At 61.2% G+C, this 21763-nt stretch carries 20 protein-coding genes; 7 read left to right on the top strand and 13 right to left on the bottom strand.

All coding sequences use genetic code 11. From position 1 onward, the window contains the following. The first annotated feature begins 57 nt into the window (after positions 1-57). A complete protein-coding gene (locus tag I5L79_RS09030) occupies positions 58-1056 on the top strand; it encodes an alpha/beta fold hydrolase (protein ID WP_196954710.1) in 999 nt (332 codons plus the stop codon). A gap of 30 nt (positions 1057-1086) precedes the next feature. Here I5L79_RS09030 and I5L79_RS09025 read toward each other — a convergent pair whose 3' ends face one another. The 5 genes from I5L79_RS09025 to I5L79_RS09005 all read right to left on the bottom strand — a co-directional run bounded on the left by I5L79_RS09025 (position 1087) and on the right by I5L79_RS09005 (position 6669). Continuing rightward, positions 1087-1932: a formylglycine-generating enzyme family protein gene (locus tag I5L79_RS09025; protein ID WP_196954709.1), complete on the bottom strand. Its 846-nt coding sequence runs from the start codon at positions 1930-1932 to the stop codon at positions 1087-1089. Positions 1933-2353: 421 nt separating this feature from the next. Next, positions 2354-3394: a formylglycine-generating enzyme family protein gene (locus tag I5L79_RS09020; RefSeq protein ID WP_196954708.1), complete on the bottom strand. Its 1041-nt coding sequence runs from the start codon at positions 3392-3394 to the stop codon at positions 2354-2356. 27 nt (positions 3395-3421) lie between these two features. Beyond that, positions 3422-4822: a 4Fe-4S binding protein gene (locus I5L79_RS09015; protein WP_231402998.1), complete on the bottom strand. Its 1401-nt coding sequence runs from the start codon at positions 4820-4822 to the stop codon at positions 3422-3424. A 258-nt stretch (positions 4823-5080) separates the two neighbouring features. Next, positions 5081-5317: a hypothetical protein gene (locus I5L79_RS09010; RefSeq protein ID WP_196954707.1), complete on the bottom strand. Its 237-nt coding sequence runs from the start codon at positions 5315-5317 to the stop codon at positions 5081-5083. 8 nt (positions 5318-5325) lie between these two features. After that, positions 5326-6669 (bottom strand): NAD(P)/FAD-dependent oxidoreductase, encoded by a 1344-nt coding sequence (locus tag I5L79_RS09005; RefSeq protein ID WP_196954706.1) that lies wholly within the window; start codon positions 6667-6669, stop codon positions 5326-5328. 191 nt (positions 6670-6860) lie between these two features. Between I5L79_RS09005 and I5L79_RS09000 the strand changes: the two genes are divergently transcribed. Both I5L79_RS09000 and I5L79_RS08995 read left to right on the top strand, forming a co-directional pair. Continuing rightward, positions 6861-7250, top strand: coding sequence for a hypothetical protein (locus tag I5L79_RS09000; protein ID WP_196954705.1), 390 nt, complete (start codon positions 6861-6863; stop codon positions 7248-7250). Positions 7251-7564: 314 nt separating this feature from the next. Next, positions 7565-8272 (top strand): carboxypeptidase-like regulatory domain-containing protein, encoded by a 708-nt coding sequence (locus I5L79_RS08995; RefSeq protein ID WP_196954704.1) that lies wholly within the window; start codon positions 7565-7567, stop codon positions 8270-8272. 352 nt (positions 8273-8624) lie between these two features. Here the strand turns inward: I5L79_RS08995 and I5L79_RS08990 are convergent, their stop codons facing one another. Further along, positions 8625-10097, bottom strand: a complete 1473-nt coding sequence (locus I5L79_RS08990; protein ID WP_196954703.1) for an APC family permease — start codon at positions 10095-10097, stop codon at positions 8625-8627. Positions 10098-10390: 293 nt separating this feature from the next. Between I5L79_RS08990 and I5L79_RS08985 the strand changes: the two genes are divergently transcribed. Continuing rightward, positions 10391-10960 (top strand): Ig-like domain-containing protein, encoded by a 570-nt coding sequence (locus I5L79_RS08985; protein ID WP_196954702.1) that lies wholly within the window; start codon positions 10391-10393, stop codon positions 10958-10960. Positions 10961-11164: 204 nt separating this feature from the next. Here I5L79_RS08985 and I5L79_RS08980 read toward each other — a convergent pair whose 3' ends face one another. From I5L79_RS08980 to I5L79_RS08955, 6 genes are all read right to left on the bottom strand, one after another. Next, positions 11165-11365, bottom strand: coding sequence for a hypothetical protein (locus I5L79_RS08980; protein WP_196954701.1), 201 nt, complete (start codon positions 11363-11365; stop codon positions 11165-11167). A gap of 298 nt (positions 11366-11663) precedes the next feature. Further along, positions 11664-13337, bottom strand: coding sequence for a T9SS type A sorting domain-containing protein (locus I5L79_RS08975; RefSeq protein ID WP_196954700.1), 1674 nt, complete (start codon positions 13335-13337; stop codon positions 11664-11666). 233 nt (positions 13338-13570) lie between these two features. Then, positions 13571-15295: a T9SS type A sorting domain-containing protein gene (locus tag I5L79_RS08970; RefSeq protein ID WP_196954699.1), complete on the bottom strand. Its 1725-nt coding sequence runs from the start codon at positions 15293-15295 to the stop codon at positions 13571-13573. A 48-nt stretch (positions 15296-15343) separates the two neighbouring features. Next, entirely contained in the window at positions 15344-15706 is a 363-nt protein-coding gene (locus tag I5L79_RS08965) for a hypothetical protein (RefSeq protein WP_196954698.1), read from the bottom strand. A gap of 211 nt (positions 15707-15917) precedes the next feature. Beyond that, entirely contained in the window at positions 15918-16670 is a 753-nt protein-coding gene (locus I5L79_RS08960) for a sterol desaturase family protein (protein ID WP_196954697.1), read from the bottom strand. A 274-nt stretch (positions 16671-16944) separates the two neighbouring features. Continuing rightward, complete coding sequence (locus I5L79_RS08955) at positions 16945-18144, bottom strand: PAS domain-containing sensor histidine kinase (protein WP_196954696.1); 1200 nt, start codon at positions 18142-18144, stop codon at positions 16945-16947. Between the two features lie 276 nt (positions 18145-18420). Between I5L79_RS08955 and I5L79_RS08950 the strand changes: the two genes are divergently transcribed. From I5L79_RS08950 to I5L79_RS08940, 3 genes are all read left to right on the top strand, one after another. Continuing rightward, positions 18421-19047, top strand: coding sequence for a hypothetical protein (locus tag I5L79_RS08950; protein WP_196954695.1), 627 nt, complete (start codon positions 18421-18423; stop codon positions 19045-19047). 84 nt (positions 19048-19131) lie between these two features. Continuing rightward, positions 19132-19764 (top strand): flavin reductase family protein, encoded by a 633-nt coding sequence (locus tag I5L79_RS08945; protein ID WP_196954694.1) that lies wholly within the window; start codon positions 19132-19134, stop codon positions 19762-19764. A 114-nt stretch (positions 19765-19878) separates the two neighbouring features. Then, positions 19879-20661, top strand: a complete 783-nt coding sequence (locus I5L79_RS08940) for a DUF2490 domain-containing protein (RefSeq protein WP_196954693.1) — start codon at positions 19879-19881, stop codon at positions 20659-20661. A 6-nt stretch (positions 20662-20667) separates the two neighbouring features. Here I5L79_RS08940 and I5L79_RS08935 read toward each other — a convergent pair whose 3' ends face one another. Next, entirely contained in the window at positions 20668-21702 is a 1035-nt protein-coding gene (locus I5L79_RS08935) for a LacI family DNA-binding transcriptional regulator (protein ID WP_196954692.1), read from the bottom strand. Between the last annotated feature and the right edge of the window lie 61 nt (positions 21703-21763).

Here is a 21763-nt window from a genome sequence, read left to right as displayed (position 1 = left end):
CCTGACCTTCGGATCGAATCTGCGTACACGCAACCCGTTCCATTTCGCCCGTCGCGCATGATTCGTTTCTTTCTGACCCTGGTCTGCAGCCTGCTAGTACTGGCTGCTTCGGCTCAAACTGCCGCTACGCCCGCCGTGCTCAATGCCACACTGGATGGCTACGCGTATCCTTTTCCAGTAAGCTACCTGCCGCTGAAGCTGGAAGGAAAGCCCGTGCGCATGGCCTACATGGATGTGCCAGCAACAGTCAAGGCCAATGGCCGCACCGTAGTGCTGCTGCACGGCAAGAACTTCTTTGGGGCGTATTGGCGCGAAACCATCAAGACCCTGACGGCGAAAGGTTTCCGGGTGGTAGTGCCCGACCAGGTGGGCTTTGGCAAGTCCGATAAGCCGGACATTCACTACTCTTTCCACCAACTGGCTCAGAACACCCGCCACCTGCTCGATACGCTGGGCGTGCGCCGGGCTGTGGTGGTGGGGCACAGCATGGGCGGGATGCTGGCTACGCGTTTTGCCCTCCTGTACCCGGAAGCCACGGAGAAGCTGGTGCTCGAAAACCCGATCGGGCTGGAAGACTACCGCGTGGGCGTGCCCTACCAAACCATTGCCCAGGCCGAAGCCACCGAGCTAAAAAGCACCGAGGCCAGCATCCGCAAGTATCACGCTACCTACTACCCCCACGGCTACCCTGCAGCCCACGACGAGTGGCTGCTACCCCTGGCCGCCCAGACCCGCCACCCCGATTTTCCGCAGGTAGCCCGCGCCAATGCTCTTACCTTCGACATGATCTATCAGCAGCCGGTGAGCTACGAGTTCAGCCGGGTGCTGGTGCCCACGCTGCTCATCATCGGGCAGGACGACCGCACGGTGGTAGGCAAAAGCCTTGTCAAAGACCCCAAAACGCTGGCTGCTATGGGCCAGTACCCCGAGTTGGGCCGTCGCACCGCCGCTCTAATCAAAGGCGCTAAACTCGTACCGCTGCCGGGCATAGGGCACATTCCGCACCTGGAGGCGCCAACGAAGTTTCAGGCGGCCCTACTGGCGTTTTTGCGCTGAGGGCTCTTAGAAAAAAGATGGACCGGAAGCCTACTGCTCAAGTGGCAGGTTCCCATCACAGGCACAGCGAAACCCCACGGTTGGGGCAGGGCCAGTGTAGGTGCCACGGGCTTTCACAGTACAATCTTCCAGCTTATCAAGGTAGCTGCCTCCCTTCGTTATGCCGGGTTCTTGTACCAGTTCGGCAACGTTGCCAAGCATATGATAAAGCCCGAGGTATGCAAAAGTACCCCATATATATTCAGGGGTATTAGAACGTAGAAAATAAGGCAGTTCCCGTTGGCTAACCAACCAAGTAATTACGGGTTTAGTCTGGTTATAGCGCTTGATATCCTGCTTAATCTTGGCTGTGCTAGCGGAGAGACGCCCCCGATATTTCAAGTACGATGCTGCGGCTGGGATAACCTTTATACGACGCTTAGGCGCCGCCATACCATGTGGGTACGGGGATAAGCCACCGGCGGCGTACTCCCATTCTTGCTCAGTGGGTAGCCGTATATTGAACCGTACCGCGTGCGGGGCTGACGTGGGATACTTTGCGTCAAGAAGATGATTGTAAACTACGGAGAGCACAGCGCTGCGCCAATGGCAGTAGCCTAGTGCCTGTTCCCGGGAAATGCCTACTACTGGGTAAAAACGATAAAAAGGGTCAGTGAAGTACTGGGGGTGCGGTTGAGCCGCTGTTGATGGTAAATATCGGCGCACCGTAGCCGCACCAGAGTCAATAGCGAGGACGTTGAGAAAATGCTGCCATTCCATATTAGAGGTTTCTGCCGCATCCACCCCGAAGGGAATATTGCGTAAAAACATCATGCTGGCCGGTTTTATAGCATTGGGCGCTCTTGCTGGATAGGTTGCAAACCAGCGCGTATACACTCCCCTCGTGGCTGTATCTGCATAAAACCACCACGCCCCGCGGAGCACACTATTATCACGCCGCCCTTGATAGTCAGGGAAGGGAAACATTAGAGCCGGCTGGTTAGCCGGTTTGTAGGGCAACGCCGAGAATAAGCTACGTGTGCCTGGGATTTTTGCGGATGGGCTTCTCTGAGTAGTATATTGTAAAGTGCACGAAGCACATACTAGCATTAACAGTAGCGTACCAATAATTTGTCTTTGGAATAAGGATAGGGTATTCATCTTACTAATTTATGCAACGTGTAATGTTCATCGAAATAAATGCCATACAATATTAGCTACCCCGTTGCAATTTGACCGATAGTTATTCAGCTGCCCTCGCACCTCGAAGCCCCAGCCAAGTTTCAGGCGGCACTGCTGGCATTTTTGCGGTAATGAGTTACTTGCGGTTAGGGTAGGTTACTTCTGCTACGCACCGAAAGCCGATGTGCGGAGCCGGCCCGTTGTAAACTCCCCGCGCTTTAACGGTGCAGGCTTCCAGCGGGTCGAGGTAGCTGCCGCCCTTGGTCACGCCCCGTTCCTGCACCATTTCGGCCGCGTTGCCTAATTGTTGATAGAGGCCATAGTCGTTTGGTGGGCCTTGATAGACATAGCCAGGAGATTGAAGCTGTAGAAAGTACGGTTGGATCTGCCGGTAGTTAATCCAGGAGCGCAGAGGGTTCCTTTGGTTGTACTGCTTGATATCGGCCGTGATTTGTTTAGCGTCAATGGCGCTGCCTGACCGTTTTTTCAGGTAGGCGGCTGCGCTGGGGTTAACGACGAGGGGAAGCTCGGTACAGGAAGTGCTGTAGGGCAGCCCTCGGTTAGCGAGTGCCGCCAGCTCCCATTCCGCTTCCGTGGGCAGCCTAAACGTGAAGCGCACGTAGTCCGCCGACAGGCTGTCAACCGATTTTACGCTGCTCTGATTGAAGCTGGAGGTGACTAACTGACTGCGCCAGCGGCAGAAGGCAACCGCCTGCTCGTAGCTGATGCCTACCACTGGATAGTAGCGGTAAAACGGATTAGAAAAATAATTGGGACTGGGCAAGGCCGAGGAGAGGGGTAATAGCGGGGCCGTTGTTGCACCAGCCTGCTCCTGGCGTAGCAGATACTGGAGCCACTCCCAGTTGGGAATTTCGGCCTCATCTATTCCCAGTGTGTCGTTAACCCGTACGATGCCTGGCGCAAATATCTGCTTGGCTTCTTGGGCTGCTTTGCGGGGAGGCTTTACCTGACCAAAGGAACAGGTTGTAGTCTGGAAGTTGAATTGCAGAACCCGGTCGTCAGGATAGCCCCGGTAGTTGTTAGGGCCGGTACCTAGAATAACCCGTTGCCCTGTAGTTGTGCTGTACTTACCCGCAAAGGTGCTGCTTGGGGTGCGGACGGAACAGCCGGCCGCCAATAGCAGGATAGCAGAAAATAGAAGTGTAGGATAAGTCATGCCAATAAAGAAAAGTAGGCCGTGCAATTACTCCAGTATCCGCAGGCTTTCCGCCGAAATCAACGCCGAGGCCTGGTAACGGCCTTCGCGCGGACCGTTTTCCAGGTTGAGCACGCCGCGGGGGCAGGCTGTGCTGCACAGGCCGCAGCCCACGCACGCGGCCCGGATGATGGGCTCCCCGCGCTGAGCATACTGCTTTACGTCGATGCCCATTTCGCACACGTTGGAGCAGTTGCCGCAGCTGATGCACTGGCCGCCGTTGGTGCTAATCCGGAAGCGGGAAAAGTGCTTCTGCAGCAGCCCCAGGTAGGCCGCCATGGGGCAACCGAAGCGGCACCACACCCGGTTACCCAGAATAGGGTAGAAGCCCACCCCGATAACGCCCGAGAAAATAGAGCCGATAAAAAAACCGTAGACTTTGCTCAGGCCCTCCACCGGGCTCAGCCCGTCCACCAGCGGCAGCCCTGAACTGTGCGAAGACGTAAACCAGCCCGGCAGCAGCCCCGCCGCGCCCAGCCACAGCAGCGCCGTCACCAGCACAATGAAGCCCAGAATAGGGTAGATGAGGCGCACTTCCCAGCGCCAGGCGGCCCGGCTTTTGTCGGAGAGGTGGCGGTACGGGTCGCCGGCAGTTTCGGCCAGGCCCCCGCAGCCGCACACCCAGGAGCAGTACCAGCGCTTCCCGAAGAAGTACGTGAGCACCGGCGTGGCCACGAACGACATCACCGCGCCCCAGAACACCATAAACACGCCCAGCGCTTGCCCGTCGCGCACGAGGTAGTCCACGGTGCCGGGGAAGAGGTAGTCGTACTTGAGGGGCCAGAAATAGCTGAAGTAGAACTCCGGCTTCTGGAGAGCCAGCAGCAGCCCCGGCAGCAGCCAGGCAAAGCCCAGCTGGAAAAATACGACCGATACCGTGCGCACCCGCTGGTAGGGCGAGTGGCGGTACTTGTACAGTGCCCGGCCGCCCATCAACAGCACGGCCAGCGTGTAGAAGGTGCCGTACAGAAACCACTGGTCGGCCGGCTTTTGCCGCAAAGCGTGGCTAAGCCCGTCGAGCGGACGGATAAGGTTTTCGAGGTACTGCGGCCACCAGTAAAGCACCACGTAGAAACCCGTGAGCACCAGACCCGTCACCCAGGCCACCGCGCCCCGGGCCGTGCTGGCGCGTGCCCACAGGTTATTGTGCCGCACGCCGGCCGGCCCGCGCCCGAACTTGTACCGGCTCCAGCCCAGCGTGCCCGCACTCAGCGCCCCCAGCCCGAGCCAGAAGGCCGGCCCGCACAGCCCTTCCGGGGCCGCCGCTGCTACCAGCAAGGCCAGCAGCCCCAGCGCCACAGCCGCCAGCCAGCCCCGCTCCGCCATTGGGGTATCGTGTACAGGCTGGGCCAGGGGTTGGGGAGAGGAGAAGATCGTAGAGGTAGTCATAATGGTTCAGTTGGTATAGCGTTGGGGCCAGGCGGTCATGCTGAGCATATTTCAGCACGTCATGCAGAGCAGAGCGAAGCATCTCGCGTGCTGATGTTGCAGTGGTAGTCAACTTAAGGATATACCACACCCGCGAGATGCTTCGTCTCCGATCTGCATGACGGTTAGGTAATTACCACACCAGCGAGCTTCCTCGGTCACTGGCTTGATGCGCCACATGCTCGAAATGACGTTCGGGAGGCTAGCATCCAGCCATTGCTAATGATGATGGTGGTGGCCGCCGGGCTTGCTGGTGAAGTTGCTGATGGTGCCCAGCACGAAAAGCGCGGCCCAGCATACGTAGAGCCAGTGAAAGCCATCCGGGCGGGGGTGGTGCAGCAGGGACAGGATAAGCTGGGCACCCAGGCTCATGAGCACGCCCACTAAGGCAATAAACTGCCAGGCGTTGAAGGCGGTAGGGTGGTAGAGCTTGCGGAGGTCGGGTTTGTCGGGCATAGGCAGAGTTATAGGGAAAGCAGGTGGACCAGCAGGCCCTTGCGGCGGCGCAGCACCAGCGGCGCCAACTCGGGCTGCTGTTGGTTGAAGGCGGCCACGATGGCAGCCTCGTGCTGCGGAAAGAATTCCGGGTCGAAGTTGGCCGCTCCCAGGTGCTCCAGGGCGTGCCGCACCGACGCGCCCTGGCGCAGCCAACCGTCGCAGATTTCATGGCGCAAACGCAACCCCATTGTGTTCAGGCCAAGCAGGGTTAGGTGGTCGTCGAGGCGGTAGTGAAGGCGCAGGCCGAGGGCCCGGGTGGGGTGCTGCCACCAGAAGCTGGCCTGGCCGGCCTCGGGGCGGGCGGGCACCTGTCCGTAGGTCTGGTATTCGAGGTCGAAGAACTTGGCGGAGTTAAACCAGGGGCCGCGCCGGTAGGGGGTGGGCTGCCCGCAGATGGTGTGCGCCACGGTTTCGCCCTGCATGCGGCCGGTGTACCAGAGGGGCTCAATGGCCGCCTCGCCGGGCGGGGGCTGGCGGCGCTGGGCACAGTCACCCGCCGCGTAGATGCCCGGCACGGAGGTTTGCAGCCGCTCATCCACCAGGATGCCCCGGTCGGTTTCAATGCCCGTGCCAGCTGCCAGCCCAAGGTTGGGCTGCACGCCCGTGGCAATACCCACCCACTGTGCGGGCAGCTCCTGGCCGGCCGAGGTGCGCACGGCCCGCACCCGACCCGCGTCGTCGCCCAGGATTTCGGTTAGCTCGGTGCCGTACTGCACCTGCACGCCATGGCGGCGCAGCTCGGCAGCTACCAGGGCGGCTTCCTCGGCAGGCAGCACCGAGCCCCAGTAGTGGGCATCGCGCACCAGCAAGGTAACGGCCACCCGACGGGCGCCCAGCATCTCGGCCAGCTCCACGCCAATGAGGCCACCGCCGACTACCACGGCCTGCTGCACCCCTGGGGTACAGGCGGCCATCAGCTCCACATCGGCTTTCGAGACGAGGCCCTGCACGCCCTGCAGGTGCTGACCGGGCCAGCCGTAGTAGCGGGTGGTGGCGCCGGTGGCCAGCAGCAGCGCGTCGTAGGTGAGGGGCGGGCCGGCCGCCAGGTGCACCTGCTGCTGCTTTGCGTCGATGGCGGTGGCGTGGTCGTGGATAAGCTCCAGGCGGTTTTCGGCCCAGTACCAGTCCTCGAAGGGCTTCACATCGGGCCAGCGCATATGGCCCATGTAGAGGTACATGAGGGCCGGGCGCGAGAAGTGGTGCGGGCTTTCCGAAGAAACCAGCGTAATGCGAGCCTCGGGCTGGAGCCGCCGCGCCGTTTGGGCGCACGTTACGCCCGCAATGCCGTTGCCGATGATGACTAGGTGCATAAAGCGCGGAGAGAAAAGGCGAGAGGGCGGAAAAGGAAGGACATGGCCGGCTACCGGCAAAGGTCGGCAGAAAACCGCCGCCCCAGCCATACGCAAACCAGGCCGGGGCCGGATGGTTCCGGGGCCGCCAACCATGCCGCGCCGCCCGCGTAGGAAGAAGCAGTACCCTTCACACCGAAAAACCGACGACTATGGCAACGCCCACCAACCAGAACGAGAACGTGCCCGCCTCCGAGAACAAATCCGCTCACAACGAGCAGCTGGAAAAGGAGCGCGAGTTCAAGGAAGACCAAAGCAACGAAAAACAGTCGAGTGACCCTTCGGCCCAGCGCAACATCGGGGCTAATGGCTACGACCAGCGCAACAACCAGAAAGACCAGCTGGAGAACCTGCACATCGGCGGCAACGAAACCACCCCGCAGGGCGGCAACGACCACGGCACGGCCAGCGTGAGCGAGCAGAACCAGGGCCCTGGGTTTGCGGTGGAAGGCAGCAATGAGATGGGCAGCTCTATCCGAACCCGGGACCAGGACTTTGGCGAAGCCGCCCCCTCAGGCCCGGCCAAGCCCGCCCACGACTAAGCCCTTGCCGCACAAAATTGTCCTGCCCGCAAGCGTGGCCGACCCCGCTCAGTACTCTGAGCGGGGTTTTTTGTATTTCCGGGTGACGCGCAGCCCGCGCAGCAACCCTCAAAAACGCCTCCTGTCGTGAAGAGTAGCACAATAGGCTGAGGCAGGAAAACAGTCGATTGAAAAAAAATTAGGATTATCACCCGCAGACAAAATATATTTAGCAACTGAAATTTCCACCGGGCCTCCGCCGCCCCGGAAATACACTGCTTCGAGCTGAACAACTAACCTTTTCTAATCCACCCCAAAACCTCTTGCTACTGCGTATGAGCCAGAACCCTTACGAAAACGATAACGCTGCCTGGGAAGAGGAAGAGCGGGCCCTGTCTGCGGGCAATACGCGCCTTGGCCTCATTGTGGGCGCGGTGCTGCTGCTGGCCGGGCTGGGCATTGCCTTCGCCCCCGGCACTACCAAGAAAGCTGATGGTACGTCTTCTTCTTTTGCCGGCGCCGTGCTGCTCGATGGGGAAGCCAGCGTGACGGGTACCGCCGAAAAGCCGGTCGAGGCCGTAGCTACGGAGGAAGAAGCCGACGCGGCCGACCCGGCTACCAAGACCGTCACCAAAACCACGACAACCACCAAACCCGCTGCTCCGGCCGTAGCTACGGCAGCTACGGTAGCCGCCCCGGCCACAGAGGCCGCCGCGCCGGCAGCTGCTGCGGTAGAGGAAGCACCGGTAGCGGCCGCGCCGGCTCCGGCCGTGGAGGAAGCACCTGCTACGACCAACCTGAAAGGCCGCGTGCTGGATGAAAACGGGCAACCCATGGCTGGGGCCACCGTGTTCCTGAACGGCTCGAAGAAAATTGCCAGCACCGATGCCAACGGCAACTATACCATTGAGGTACCGGTAGGCGAAAACACGCTCACCTACGGCTACGGCGGCTACAATGACCAGGTAACGCGCGCCCGCACCGGCCAGGCCGTGAACGTGACGCTGCTGCCCAAGGACGGCGCCAAGCGCCGCCGCCGGTAGGGTCTCATCCCCGGCCCCCTTCCCTCGCTTGATGCGCGACATCGCGGAGAGGGAAAGCCAGGCGCCAGGCCTACGCGGGTTCTTTGGCTGGCGCCACGAACCCGCTACCAATTAGGACAAGCTGTTGATAGTCTTTTTAAACAAACAACGCCCCGGCTTTTCAGCTGGGGCGTTGTTGTATGTGGCCGTACCGAAGGCTAGCGTATTAATTAAGCTGCAAGGATGGTAGCGGGTTCGTGGCGCCAGCCAAAGAATCCGCGTAGGCCTGGCGCCTGGCCCCCTCTCTGCGATGTCGCGCATCAAGCGAGGGAAGGGGGCCGGGGGTGAGGCTATCAGGACCTGGGAGGTCCGGCTAGGCAGCCGGCGTACCGCCCAGGCGGCTGCGGAAGATGAAGTACACCGGCACACCCAGGGCCACTAGCAGCAGTCCGTAGCGCGAGTACTCGGCCGTGTCGGGGGCAATGAGCAGGATGATGCAGAATAGCGAAGCCAGTACGATGTAGATGCCCGGCACCAGGGGGTAACCCCAGGCGCGGTAGGGGCGCGGGGCCTCGGGCCGGGTGCGGCGCAGCACGAAGATGCCGACGATGGTGACGACGTAGAACAGAATCACCGAGAACATGACGTAGTTGAGCAGCTGCCCGTAGGAGCCGCTCAGGCACAGCAGACTAGCCCACAGGCACTGCACCCATAGGGCCCGGGCCGGCACTCCGGCCGCGTTCAGCCGGGCCAGGCCGGAAAAGAACAGGCCGTCCTTGGCCATGGCGTAGTAGGCGCGGGCCCCGCTCAGGATGATACCGTTGTTGGCCCCGAAGGTGCTGAGCATGATGAGCACGGCCATAACGATGGCGCCGGCCGGCCCCAGCACCTGCTCGGCAATGGCGGTGGCTACCCGGTCGTCGGTGGCGTACTGAATGCCGCGGCCGGCCAGGGTAGTAGCCTCCGGGGAGCCTACCAGAGGCAGCGCCAGCAGGTACACGATGTTCACCAGAATGTAGAGGACCGTGACGATGCCCGTGCCGATGGCCATGCTGCGCACCAGCGTCCGCTCGGGGTTCACGATTTCCTCCCCCGCGAAGCCGATGTTGTTCCAGGAGTCGGAGGAGAAGAGGGAGCCGGTCATGGCCATGCCGATGGCGAAAACCAGGCCCGACAAATTCAGGGGCAGAGGTGAGGCCGACACGCCGGGAGCCGGGTAGCGGGTAGCCGTCCACAGATCGGCGAAGTTGGCCTGCACGGCTTCGGCGTTCATGCCCAGCACCAGCCCGCCGATGATGAGCAGGGCCAGGGCTACCAGCTTGGTGGAGCCCAGCACGTTCTGAATGAGCTTGCCGGTGCGCACGCCCTGGGCGTTGAGGGCCGTAATGGCGACAATCAGGATAATGGCCAGGAGCTGCACGCTGCTGAAGTCAAACGGCCCGAGGCGGAACAGCACGTTCTTCACCGAAAACCAGGGCACCAGCACGCCGGTAAACTTGGCGAAGGCCACGGCCACGGCGGCAATTACGCCGGTCTGAATCACGAGAAACAGCGTCCAGCCGTAGAGAAAGGCGGTGAGGCGGCCGAAGGCTTCGCGCAGGTACACGTACTGCCCGCCTACCTTGGGGAACATGGAGGCCAGCTCCCCGTAGCTCACGGCCCCGGCCAGGGTGATAACGCCCGTGAGCAGCCAGACTACCAGCAGCCAGCCGCTGCTGCCCACCTGCCGGGCAATATCAGCCGAGACGATAAAAATACCGGAGCCAATCATGCTCCCGGTCACAATCATGATGGCGTCAAAGAGGGTAATGGCGCGCTGAAAGTGGCCTTGCTGTTCTTCGGGCATAGGGGAGGAGGGTAAAGTTTGGCGGAAGATAGGAATTGATGGGTGGATATGGCGAGGGAGCAGCGCGGGCAGCTCGTCATGCAGCGCGCAGCACCTCGCGGGCTGATGTCGGATTACTGCTGCAACGTCTACACGCGAGCTGCTTCGTCGCTGGCTTGATGCGCTACCTGCTCTGCATGGCGGATATGCGCTGCCGGACTGATCGGAGCGGCGAAAAGTATCTATACTACCCCGCAATACTGCATAAAGACAGGGCGTTAAGGGCTCAGTTTCACCCTTAACCCTTTCCCATTATGGCACGCGTTAAGAACAACATCATCACCCAGGGGCTGAGCGGCACCATCGGCGGCACGCTGGTATTCCGGCAGGTGGGCGACCGAACCATAGTGTCGGCGGCACCCCAGGAGTCGGACAAGGCCCCTACGGCCCGGCAGCTGGCGCACCAGGAGCGGTTTCAGCAGGCGGCCCTCTACGCTAAAGCCGCGGTAGCGACGCCCGAAGGCAAGGCGGCTTACGAGGCGGTTCGCCCCGAAGACCATACCGTGAGTGCCTACGCCATTGCCGTAGCCGACTTTATGCAGGCTCCCGATATCCACGAAATCGACCTAAGCCGCTACAACGGCAAGATTGGTGATAAGCTGCGGGTGCGCGTGACGGACGACTTCCGGGTGCAGGCCGTGACGGTGCGCATCGAGAACGGCGACGGGACGCTGGTTGAAGAAGGTGCCGCCGTGCAGGAAGCCAACGGCCTGGACTGGACCTTCACCGCCACCAAAGCCAACGCCTCCTTGGCGGGCGACAAAATTACCATCTCGGCCACCGACCGGCCCGGCAACCTGAGCAAGGAAACCAAAACACTGTAAAGAAGCAGGACAGGTTTTGTCTTATTCGGTTGGATTAGCGCTGTTGGCCGAAAGGGGGCTTTTGGATATAGGCACTATTTACCCACTCTTTAGGCACCCTTGACCCGCCACTGCGGAAAAATACAAACGGCCGCTCCGGATTCCGGGGCGGCCGTTTTGGTTCGTATAGCTGGTGGCCAGTGCGCAACGTTGCGGGGCGACTGCTCAGATAACGTAGGTGGCGCCGTAGCTGGGGTCGTAGGTGGCAGCGTAAGATGCCGCGTACTTGGACAGGATTTCTTCCTCCACGCCGAAGCCCAGCAGGTATAGCTCCCGAAATTCGCGGGTAGTCAGGGCGAAGCGCTGCTGCTTGCGAATCAGGTGGCGCAGACGGCGCTGAGTGAGCGGTGGAAAGGGCCGGGACATACGATAAGCGGCTGGTGGTACAGGGAATAAGATACCTTAAAAAAGCCGGTTCTCATTGAGAGAACCGGCTTTTTATAGCTGCATCGTTCAACGACGAGACGCGTATTCGCGTCTCTACAGCGTGTAGCCCTCCTCGGTGTGGCGGATGAGGCTGAGGGTGGCCAGCAGAATTTGCGCCTGCTGAGCCAGCTCGGTGAGGAAGGGCACCGCAGCCCCAACCCCGTAAATGCTTTATGCGCATTATCCGAAAGAGAAGCGGAGGAGCTTGATGACTTGGTTTCCTGGCTTTGGGGACTTGTTACTCCACCACCACACGGCCGGCAAACTTCTGGCCTTGGGCAGTGGTAGCGCGCAGGATATAGAGGGCAGGGGCCAGGCCCTGCACTGAGATGGTAGTGGCAGGGGACAGAGGGGCTTGGCGCACTATGCGGCCAAGCGCGTCCACCACCTGTACGTTTGTGCCGGTGGGCAGGCCGGGTAGGTGCACCAGGTTGGTAGCGGGGTTGGGGTACAGCCCCTGGGGCAGCGGCAGGGCAGCGGCAGTGGCCAAGGGCAGGTTGTTGCGCAGGCGGGCAACGAAAATTCCACCATAGGCATCCCAAGACGTGAGCGTAGTGGAACCAATCGAGCACTCCCCGTAGCACGAGCCGACTACCAGTATGTCGCCTTGTTTGTCAAATCCTATGGACCCGGCAGCGACTTGTCCATTGCCTCCTGCCGACTGCACCCACCGCACCACACCCTGCGGCGTGTATGCAGCCACCAGGGCGTTGGTGCCAGGGGTAGTGACCGAGAAAGGAGGAAACGCCACCTCGCCTTGAAACTGACCGGTTATAAATGGGTTGCCGGCTGCATCCAGTTCTAAGCCTAGTGCAGCATCTATGCCACTGCTGCCAAAGGAACGTACCCAGAGCGGTTTACCCTGGGGCGAATATTTAGCCAGGAAGCCATCTTGTTGTCCGTTGCTGGTGAGCGTAATGTCGCCCGCGCTTATCGAATCTTCAAAGTAGCCTGCTATATATACGTTGCCGGCCTCATCAACCTGGGCTTCCCAAGCAATGTCAATGGAAGGCCCGCCAAACTTCTGCACCCATTCCAAACTACCCGAGGTGGTGTATTTGGCTACAAAAATATCGTTAACGCCCTCGGATTCGAACGTAGTGCCTGTATCAAACACAGGGCCGCCCGCATATTGACAAACTATATACACAGCACCGGCTTTTGCTACTACCGCCGTTGGTATGTACACGACGTTGAGCACAGGGGAGGGAAGCGAGGGATACTCTACAACCCGCACCAAAGACTGTAGCACCCCGGAAGAGGAAAACGTGGCAAGAAAGAAAGCAGTAGTAAAGGGGGAAGTGGTAATAGTGGCGTTGTCGATGGTTAAGCTCGCGCTAAACAGCCCTATCACGACCACGTTGCCGGCGGCATCGACGCTTGCCTTATTGGCAAAGGCAGCGGCATAATCATTAGAAGAGTTTTGCTGGGCCCACTCGGCAATTCCCTGGGAGGAATAACGCAGCACGAAGGCGAAGAAATTATACGGGTTGGAGTTGCCGGTGAGCTTGACCCCATTGCCCAAGTCTAATGAAGCCGTGAATGTACCGGTGAGATAGACGTTGTTGGCAGCATCAAGACAAATGCCATAAATAAGCTCATCGTTAGCCGTGCCTAGCTGGCGTACCCACAGCAAGGCACCGGTGGGGGAGAATTTAGCCAGGTACACATCGATAGCGCCCTTACTCTTCAGGGTGGTGCCGCCAATCGTAATGGTTTCAGTGAAGTAGCCTGCATCGTACAGGTTGCCCGCCGCGTCAAACACTTTATCAACGCTGAGGGAGCCGAGGCCTACCAAACGGGCGCTTTCCCAGGAGGGCGCTGCTTGAGCCGCGGCCTGGTGGACAGGCCACAGACTGGCCAGCAACATAACAACAAGCGAAAGAGCAGGAAGAAGCGCACGTATGGGCATAGCAGGGAATAGTTAAAGACGGATTGATCAGAGAGTGTAAGTGCCTTCCGGCGTTTGCCGCACCAGACTGAGGGTGGTCAGGGCTGCACAGCTCCGGCCAATAACTTGGTCAACGACGAACCACCCCGGCCTTCGGCCACCCCTCCTTAGTTTACGCCGACAGCTGGTTGAAAAGAGGAGGAACGCTTCGCGCCGCCCTGCGTTTCTTAGGCTTCTGAGAGGGCCAGAGCAGGCTACTCTACTGCCAGGCGGGCAGCGTACTGCAGGCCTTGCTTATCGGTGGCGCGGAGCGTGTAAAGGCCCGGCGCCAGGCCCAGTACCGATACCTGGGCAGCGGCCGAAACCGTGGTTTCGTGGGCTATCCGGCCCAGCGCGTCGAGCAGCTGCACGCGGGTGCCGGTGGGCAAGCCAGGCAGGCGTACCTGGTCGGTGGCGGGGTTGGGGTACATGCCCTGCGGCAAGGGACGGGCAGGCTGGGTAGGTAGGGCAGCCAACGCAGTAATTCCTATTTCGGCCATAAAGCCTACATAATCTCCCTGGATGGGGTCAAAATCCGGCCCGAACGAGAGGTAATAACAAGCTTGGCCGAACACGCGCAGGCGGCCCTGCGCCGATGCACTCACCCGCATGCCCCAGTCCTGCCCGGGGCCGCCGGCCTGCTGCACCCAGCGCAGCTGCCCCTGCGGAGAGTAGGCTGCTACCAATACATCCTTGTTGCCGGCGGAGGTAAGCGTAGCCGACCCCACGCGGGCCTGGCTGCTGAAGGCACCAGTGACGTACGAATTGCCGCCCGCATCAACGTATAAGCCATAAAGCATGTCGTCTTCGGGGCTGACGACGGTCTGCACCCACTGCTCAGTGCCCTGGGGCGAGTACTTGACCAGGAAGCCGTCGTTGTCGCCGCCGCCCGTGACGTTGGTGGAGGCAAAGTGCAGCGACTCTCTGAATGTGCCGTTAATGTACAGGTTGCCGGCCGCGTCGGTAGCAGCCTGCCCCAGGAAACTATAGTCGGCGCCGCCAAACGTGCGGGCCCATTCCAGCTGGCCAGCGGCATTGTACCTGGCCACCAGTACCTGAACGCTCTTAGGTGCTGGCAGCGACTTGCCCGTTTCGAACGACGGGGCCATCAGGTAGTTGGTGACTATATACTGGCCTCCATTGGGGGCATTCAGCAGCTGGGGGAAATAGATGACGCCGGCGCCGGTAGCGCGGTCGGAGTAAAAGACGTTCCGCAGGGTCTGCACGGCACCCGTGGCGGCGGAGAGGCGAACTGAAAACGTGACGTAGGGCGTCGTAAGATTCGAGATGGGGGCCAACTGCTGGCCCCCGAAGCTGATGCCATCAGGCGAGATGTACCCGCCGGTTACAACCACGTTGCCCTCCGCATCCAGACTCACGGATTCGCCCATACTGCCGGGCGGGCAGTTGATAGGGTACGAGGGGGGCGTGTCGCTCTGCCGGGCCCAGCTAAGGGTGCCCTGCGCGTCGTAGCGGGCCACGAAGGTTTTTTCGCCGGGGTAGGAGCCCGCGTCCAGCGTCTGGCCCTTGTCCAGCTCGATGGCGTGCTGAAAGGAGCCCGTCACGTAGACGTTGCCCGCGGCATCCACGGCCACGCCATTGGCACGGTCGGTGCCGGCCGAGCCAAACTGGTGCACCCAGGCCAGGGTGCCCGTAGGCGTATACTTGGCCAGGTAGCCATCCCAGCCACCCTTGGTGCTGAGCGTGGTGGAACTGCCCGTGGAGGAATAGCCTAAGGAAACCTGGCTGCCGAAGAGGCCGACCTCATACACATTGCCGTCGGCGTCCATTATGCGCGTGTCGGTGGCGCCCATCGGTACGCCGGTTGCGTAGGCACTGGTCCAGGCGGGCGCGGTTTGAGCCGCGGCGCCGTGGCCGGCCAACAGCCCGGTCAGCAGCCCTAGGGTGGTCCGTAAGCGAGGAGTAGCGGGTCTGGGCATAGGGTTGGCGGTTTGGGTTAGGCAGAAGAAATAGGCAGAAGAAGTTGGCTACAAGCTGTAAGCCCCGTCGGCCGTTTGCCGCACAAGGCTCAGGGCGGCCAGGGTAGCCAGCAGGGGCTGCACCTTCTCGGCTTTGAGGCGCCTGAAGCGGGCGGCTACCTGGGCCGTAGTCAGCGGCTGGCCTGCCTGCTGCAGGGTGTCGAGCAGGGCCTGCATCTGCTGGGCCAGCTCGGGGGGCCAGGATTGGGGGCGTTTCCCTCCGGTGAAGTGGCTGACCGGGCTGGGTTGGGATTGGTTGCATTTGGCAATGAAAGTTTTGTCTGCCCAATACCCGGGGCCTTGTAGGCGGGAAGGAGGTAGCGGATATGGCCGGCGGCTCTGCCAACGGACGAAGAAGTCGGGGTAAGCCATTTTTTAATTAGTAATTAGGAATGGGGGTGGAAAATAGGGGAATGGGCCGGGTGGCCGCACCCCCGGCCCCTCTCCCGTGGAGAGGGGAGCCTGACAAAACAAGACCTCGGCTTACCAGCCGAGGTCTTGTCGTATTAATGCATAGATGCACTACCATCAGTTGGTAGCGGCTTCGCAGGCGCGAGCCGAAGAAGCTGCGCAGGGCAGCGCGTCAGGCTCCCCTCTCCACGGGAGAGGGGCCGGGGGTGAGGCTACTCGCATACGTACCAAACAGCCGGTCCCAGAGGGAGGTATAGAAGCCGAAGTTGTAGGTGTCGTGCTGGTGGTGCTGGAAGTGGAAGCCGGAGGAGCCCAGGTGCTTGAGCAGGGGGTGGCGGGCCCAGGAAGCCGGAAACGGCTCGACGCCGCAGTGGCCCAGTACCCCAAACAGGACGTTCACGGTGAGGTAGGCCACAATGGCCGCAAAGCTGGCCGGGTACACGTACATCAGCAGCAGCCAGAGCCCGCCGAAGCCCACCGTTTCGATGGGGTGGAGCACAAACAGGTCGATGGGCTGGGGGCTGGTGTAGTGGTGGTGCAGGCCGTGCACCCAGCGGTAGAGCACCGAGTGGTGAATAAGGTAGTGGAACACGTACATGGCTAGGTCCATGCCCAGAAACAAAACCAGGAAATCGAGGATAAAGCGGTAGGAAACGTCCGTCCGGATCAGGATAAGGCCCTGCTGCCACAGCCAGAAGCCCGCGTAGGTGATGCAGGTGTTGAGGAGCAGGGTGCAGGCAGCCAGCCACATTTCCTGGCGGCTGACCGGGTGATAGAGCGGCCCCAACGCCTGGCCCTTGCCAAACAGCCATTGGAGCAGGTACCCGAAGCCCACGGCCAGCAGCAGCACCAGCAGGTTCTCAACCAGAAACAGGGGCAGCGCCGTCTGCCAGGACAGTGCTTTCAGGGAATCGAGCAGGGGCATAGGGTAGAGCCGGCAGTAGGTTGCGCAACGGCGAAAGATAACCGTTCTGGCGGCTTGGGGCTGAGCGCAACTGCGCTTCAGGCAAAGCCTTTGATGGCGGAGTAGTAGACCGTCATGCTGAAGACCGTCATGCTGAGCAGAGCCGAAGCAGTTCTCCCGCTTCGTTGCAGTGCAATAATTAGCCAGAGGGAGAGATGCTTCGACTTTGCTCAGCATGATGGTCTATCTGCCGATGTGCTACTACATCGGCACCCGCTGGCTATGCTTCCGCAGGCTAGGCCAGGTCGATGAAGAAGGTGGTGCCTTCCTGCTCCTTGCTTTCCAGCCAGATCTTGCCCTCGTGCAGCTCCACAATCTGCTTGGTGATGAACAACCCTAGTCCGGTGGTGGTGTCGCCGTAGAGGCCCGAGCGGGAAGCCGTGCTGAACTTGTCGAATACCCGGGCCTGCAGCTCCTCAGGAATGCCTAGGCCGGTATCCTTTACCACCAGCCGGATGCGGCCCTCGTGCTGCTGCAGGCGCACGCAGATGTTGCCGCCGGGCGGGGTAAAGTTCATGGCGTTGGTGAGCAGGTTGTCGAGGATGCGGCCAAACTTATCGGCGTGGATGTTGGCCGTCAGAGGCTTATCCGGCAGGTCCAGCTCCAGCTCAATGCCCTTGTCCTGGGCCACCACCCGAAACACCTGCAGCCGCTCGGAAAGGAAAGCGCCCAGGTCGGTTTGGTGCTTTTCCAGCTTGGTGGCTTCCAGCTGGCCCAGGTAGAGCACGTCTTTCAGCAGCACCCCTGCCTCGGTGCACGACTGCTCAATCAACGACAGGAGCTTTTGCACGTGCTGTTGCGTATCGGCGGGCTGCAGCTCCTGCAGGGCATCTTCCCGCTTGAGCAGGTCTACCAGCAGCTGGATGTTGCTGATGGGGCTTTTCAGGTCGTGGGCGGCCAGGTGCAGGATGGTTTCCTGGGCATCGTAGAGGCGTTTGTGGCTTATGGACAGCTTCTTGCGCTCCGAAATATCTTCCAGCGTGGTGTAGCCCAGCTCGCCGCCGCCGTCGGGAAACAGCACCGACGTTACCTGACACCAAAAGGAGGTTCCATCGGGCCGCACCAGGCAGGTTTCCAGCATAAAGGAAGGTTTCTTGTGGGCCCAGAGGCTTTCCTGCAGCTTGCTCCAGTCGGCCAGGTGGTCGGGGTGGGCAAAGTCGAGGATGCGCTTGCCCACCAGCTCCTCGGCCTTCCCAAAACCCAGCATATCGGCCAGGGCCTGATTGGCCTGGAGAATATTCAGGTCGGGGTCGATGATTTTCTGCCCCAGAGGCGTATTCTCGAACACCGTCCGGAAGCGCACCTGGCTTTGCTCGTAGGCCGCGTTGGGCACGGACGCAGAAGCCGCGCGCAGGCGTTCATTCTCGGCCCGCAGGCGCTGGAGTTCGGCTTCGGGAGAGTTGGCGGCGGGCGCGGGAGTAGCAGAATCGGGCATACAGGTCGGAAAGCAATAACCAACCCGCAATCTGCCGGCCGCTACTACAAGCGAGGCAGTAAGGTAGCGCTTTCTGGCTGGAAGGGCGGGCCGCGAGCAAGCGGTGCCCACCCCGCGGCCCGGTTGGCTGGGTGCCTGGGGACGCGCGGGAGCCCAGCAGCGCGGGCCGGAAGGGCAGGTGTAACAGCCCCGAGGACAAGCAAACCGCCGGTCGGCGGCAACTGGCCGGCCCTTAGTGCCGTTGAGCCTTACCTGCTACCAACCCGCTACCCGTTCATGATTATTTACGGAACCAACAGCTCGCCCGTGCGCACCCAGCTGCAGCCCGGGCTGGCTTGCCCGGCTTGCGCTAATGCTGAGAAAATGCAGCTGAGCGTGTTTAGCCGCTACGCTCACATCTACTGGGTGCCGTTGGTGCCCTTTGCCAAACCCGCCGTAGCTCAGTGCCTGCATTGCAAGGGCACCTGGGCCCTGGGCGAGCTACCCGCCGAGGCCACCGACCTGCGCCAGGCCCTCCAAGCCCTGAAAAAGCAGACGCTGGCGCCCTGGTGGCAATGGTCGGGGCTGCTGGTACTGCTGCTGCTGGCCGCCTGGGGGCTCTGGGCTAGTGGTCAGAATAAAAAGGACAATGCCGCCTACCTGGCCGCCCCGCGCGTCGGCGACGTTTACACCGTGCGCAAAAACGATTCGACCAGCGAGTACAGCCTGCTGAAAGTGGTGAGCACCCAGGGCAACACGATAGAGCTGGTAGCCAACGAGTACGCCATCGACAACGCGCATCCGCTGCGGAAGCTCAATGACCCGGCCAAGTACAGTAAGGAGCCGTTTTCGCTTTCGCGACTGGACCTGCAGGTGATGCAGCAGAAAGGGCAGCTAACGGACGTCGACCGGCCGGGGAAGTAAGGCGGCCGGCCACGGAAAACCAGGCCGCCGAAACAATGCCGTCGGCCGCTGGTCTGCATAGTCCAAGCAACCTGTTCTGCCCCTATGCTGCACCTTACCGCTGCCGATATCCACGCCGCTGAGCGAATCTACCGCCTGAATCTGGTGAATGGCCTGCCCGGGTTCAAGCCGGCCAACCTGGTGGGCACGGCGGCAGCCGATGGGGCTACGAACCTGGCCATCTTCAGCTCAGCCCTCCACCTGGGCTCCGACCCACCCCTGCTGGGCCTGGTCACGCGGCCCACCTCCGTGCCCCGGCACACCTACCAGAACCTGCGCAGCAGCGGCTGCTACACCCTCAACCACGTGCCCGAAGCCCTGGCCGCCGCTGCCCACTACACCTCCGCCGACTTTGCTTCCGGGGTATCGGAGTTTGAAGCCTGCGGATTTACCCCCGTCTACCGCGACGGGTTTGCGGCGCCCTACGTGGCCGAAAGCGCCGTTTGCATTGGGCTGCGGCTGCAGCAGGAGCTGGCCATTTCCAACGGCACGGTGCTGCTGGTAGGAGCGGTAGAGCACGTGTACCTGCGCGAGGAGTGCCTGCGCCCGGATGGCACCCTGGACCTGGCCGCTATGGGCACCGCCTGCATTTCGGGCCTCGACGGCTACCATACCGTAGCGCCGCCGGTGCGCTTTGGCTATGCCCGGGTGGGGCAGCCACCCGGGCCTCTCCGGTAACTGCCGGCACGCCTGGAGGTGGCTCACTGACAGGTTGGGAGGCGGATGGCCGGAAAGGTAGTGGTCGGCTCACGGTTCTCCTGTACCTTCGCCGCGCGAAAACAAGCACTTGCAATGAACAAAGCCGCGTGCGCAGTGGGCCTCCTGGGGGCCTTGTTGGGAGGAATCAGCCAGGCCCGGGCCCAGACGCCGGGCACCTGGGGCACCTGGTTTATTGGCACGGTGCAGCTGCCCGGCACGCCCGAGAACAAGTGGGGGGGCTACGCCGAAGTGCAGGCCCGCACCAACGGCTTGTTCAGCCAGTACTTCTACAATGAGCTGAAGGGAGGCCTGAGCTACGACCTAGACAAGAACTTCACGGTGATGCTGGCCGGGGGGCGCTACGCTACCTACAAGCCCCGGGAAGTAGGTGAGGGCCCCCTGAATACAGAGGCCCGCCTGTGGCTGCAGATTACCCTCAACCAGTACATGGAGCGTCTGCGGGTAGAACACCGCTACCGCCTGGAGCAGCGCTGGTTTAACTATAGTGGCGACAGTACCGGTACCCGCAACCGCCTGCGCTACCGCCTGAACACGTTTCTGCCCCTCAACAAAAGCGCCATCGGGCCCGGCACGGTCTTTCTTTCGGTGTACGACGAAATCTTTCTGAACCCGAAAGGGCCGGTATTTGAGCGCAACCGTGTGTACGCCGGAGCCGGCTACCAGTTCAACAAGCACCTTACTGCCCAGGCTGGCTGGGTGCATCAGGCCAACTACAACCTGCCCGCGTACAAGCAGGGGCAGTTTATTCCGCAGAATACCTCGGCCAAAAACAACGTGGTCCTGGCTTTCACCTACCGTCTGGGTCGCCGGGCTGCCACAACCGCGCCCGAGCACCTGCCCTCGCAGCAGGATTAGGCAGGGTTATCCTTTCGTAGTGAGCCGCTGCGAGGAAGTCCGGATCAGTAGATCGGGCTGCAGCACGATGCGCCGCGGGGAAAATATACTGCCGCGCTCTTCCAGCATTTCCAGAAACAGCCGCACCGCCGACTGGCCCATCTGCTCGCAGCGCTGGTCCACCGACGTGAGCATGGGCTCGGTGAGGGAGGTGAAGGTTTCGTTGCTGAACCCGGCCAGGGCAATATCCTGGGGTGAGCGGAACCCCTGCCGTTTCAACTCCTGCAGGGCACCCACCACCGAGAAGTCACTGGCAGAAAAGATGGCATCCGGAGGATGGGGCAAGGCCAGCATCTGCTGCATGCCGGCTATGCCGTCTTCTAGCGTCATGTCGCAGTAGAAAAATAGCTCTTCCTCGATGGGCATGCCGGCCTCCAGCAAAGCATCTACGTAGCCCTGGCGCCGGTTTTTGTAAATGTTCAGGTGCTGCGGACCGCCAAAGTGCGCAATGCGGCGGCAGCCCTGGGCAATCAGGTGCTTGGTGGACTGATAGCCGCCTTCCCGGTCGTCGAGCACCACGGCATTCACGTCCAGCCCGTCCAGCACCCGGTCAAAAAACACCAGCGGAATTTCCTGCTTCCGCACCTTCTCGAAGTGCTTGAAGTCCCGGGTAGTACGCGACATCGACACCAGAATTCCTTCTACTTGCGCACTGAGCAGGGTTTCGATGTTCTTGCGCTCGTGCGTCACGTCCTCGTTCGACTGGCAGATCATGATGTTGTAGCCGGCCTTGGAGGCAATGGTTTCGATGCCTTTCACGACCAGCGTAAAGAAGTGCCCGTCGATGTGGGGCACCAGCACACCCAGCAAATTGCTACGGCCCTTGCGCAAGCCGGCCGCCAGGTGGTTGGGCTGGTAGTGCAGCTCCTTGGCCAGTTTCCACACCCGCTTCTTGGTAGAGTCGCTGATGCCTGGATGGTCGCTCAGGGCCCGGGAAACCGTGGAAACCGATACACCCAGCTGTTGGGCCAGGTCGGTGATGGATGCTCTTGTACGTGCCAAAATGCTGCTGCTTACGGAGGGCGGTCTGTGCAAAGAGGCGATGCAAACCCTGTGCAACTAT

Source organism: Hymenobacter guriensis, assembly GCF_015773195.1.
GTDB classification, from domain to species: Bacteria; Bacteroidota; Bacteroidia; order Cytophagales; family Hymenobacteraceae; genus Hymenobacter; species Hymenobacter guriensis.
This window is presented reverse-complemented; position numbering and strand designations above follow the sequence as displayed.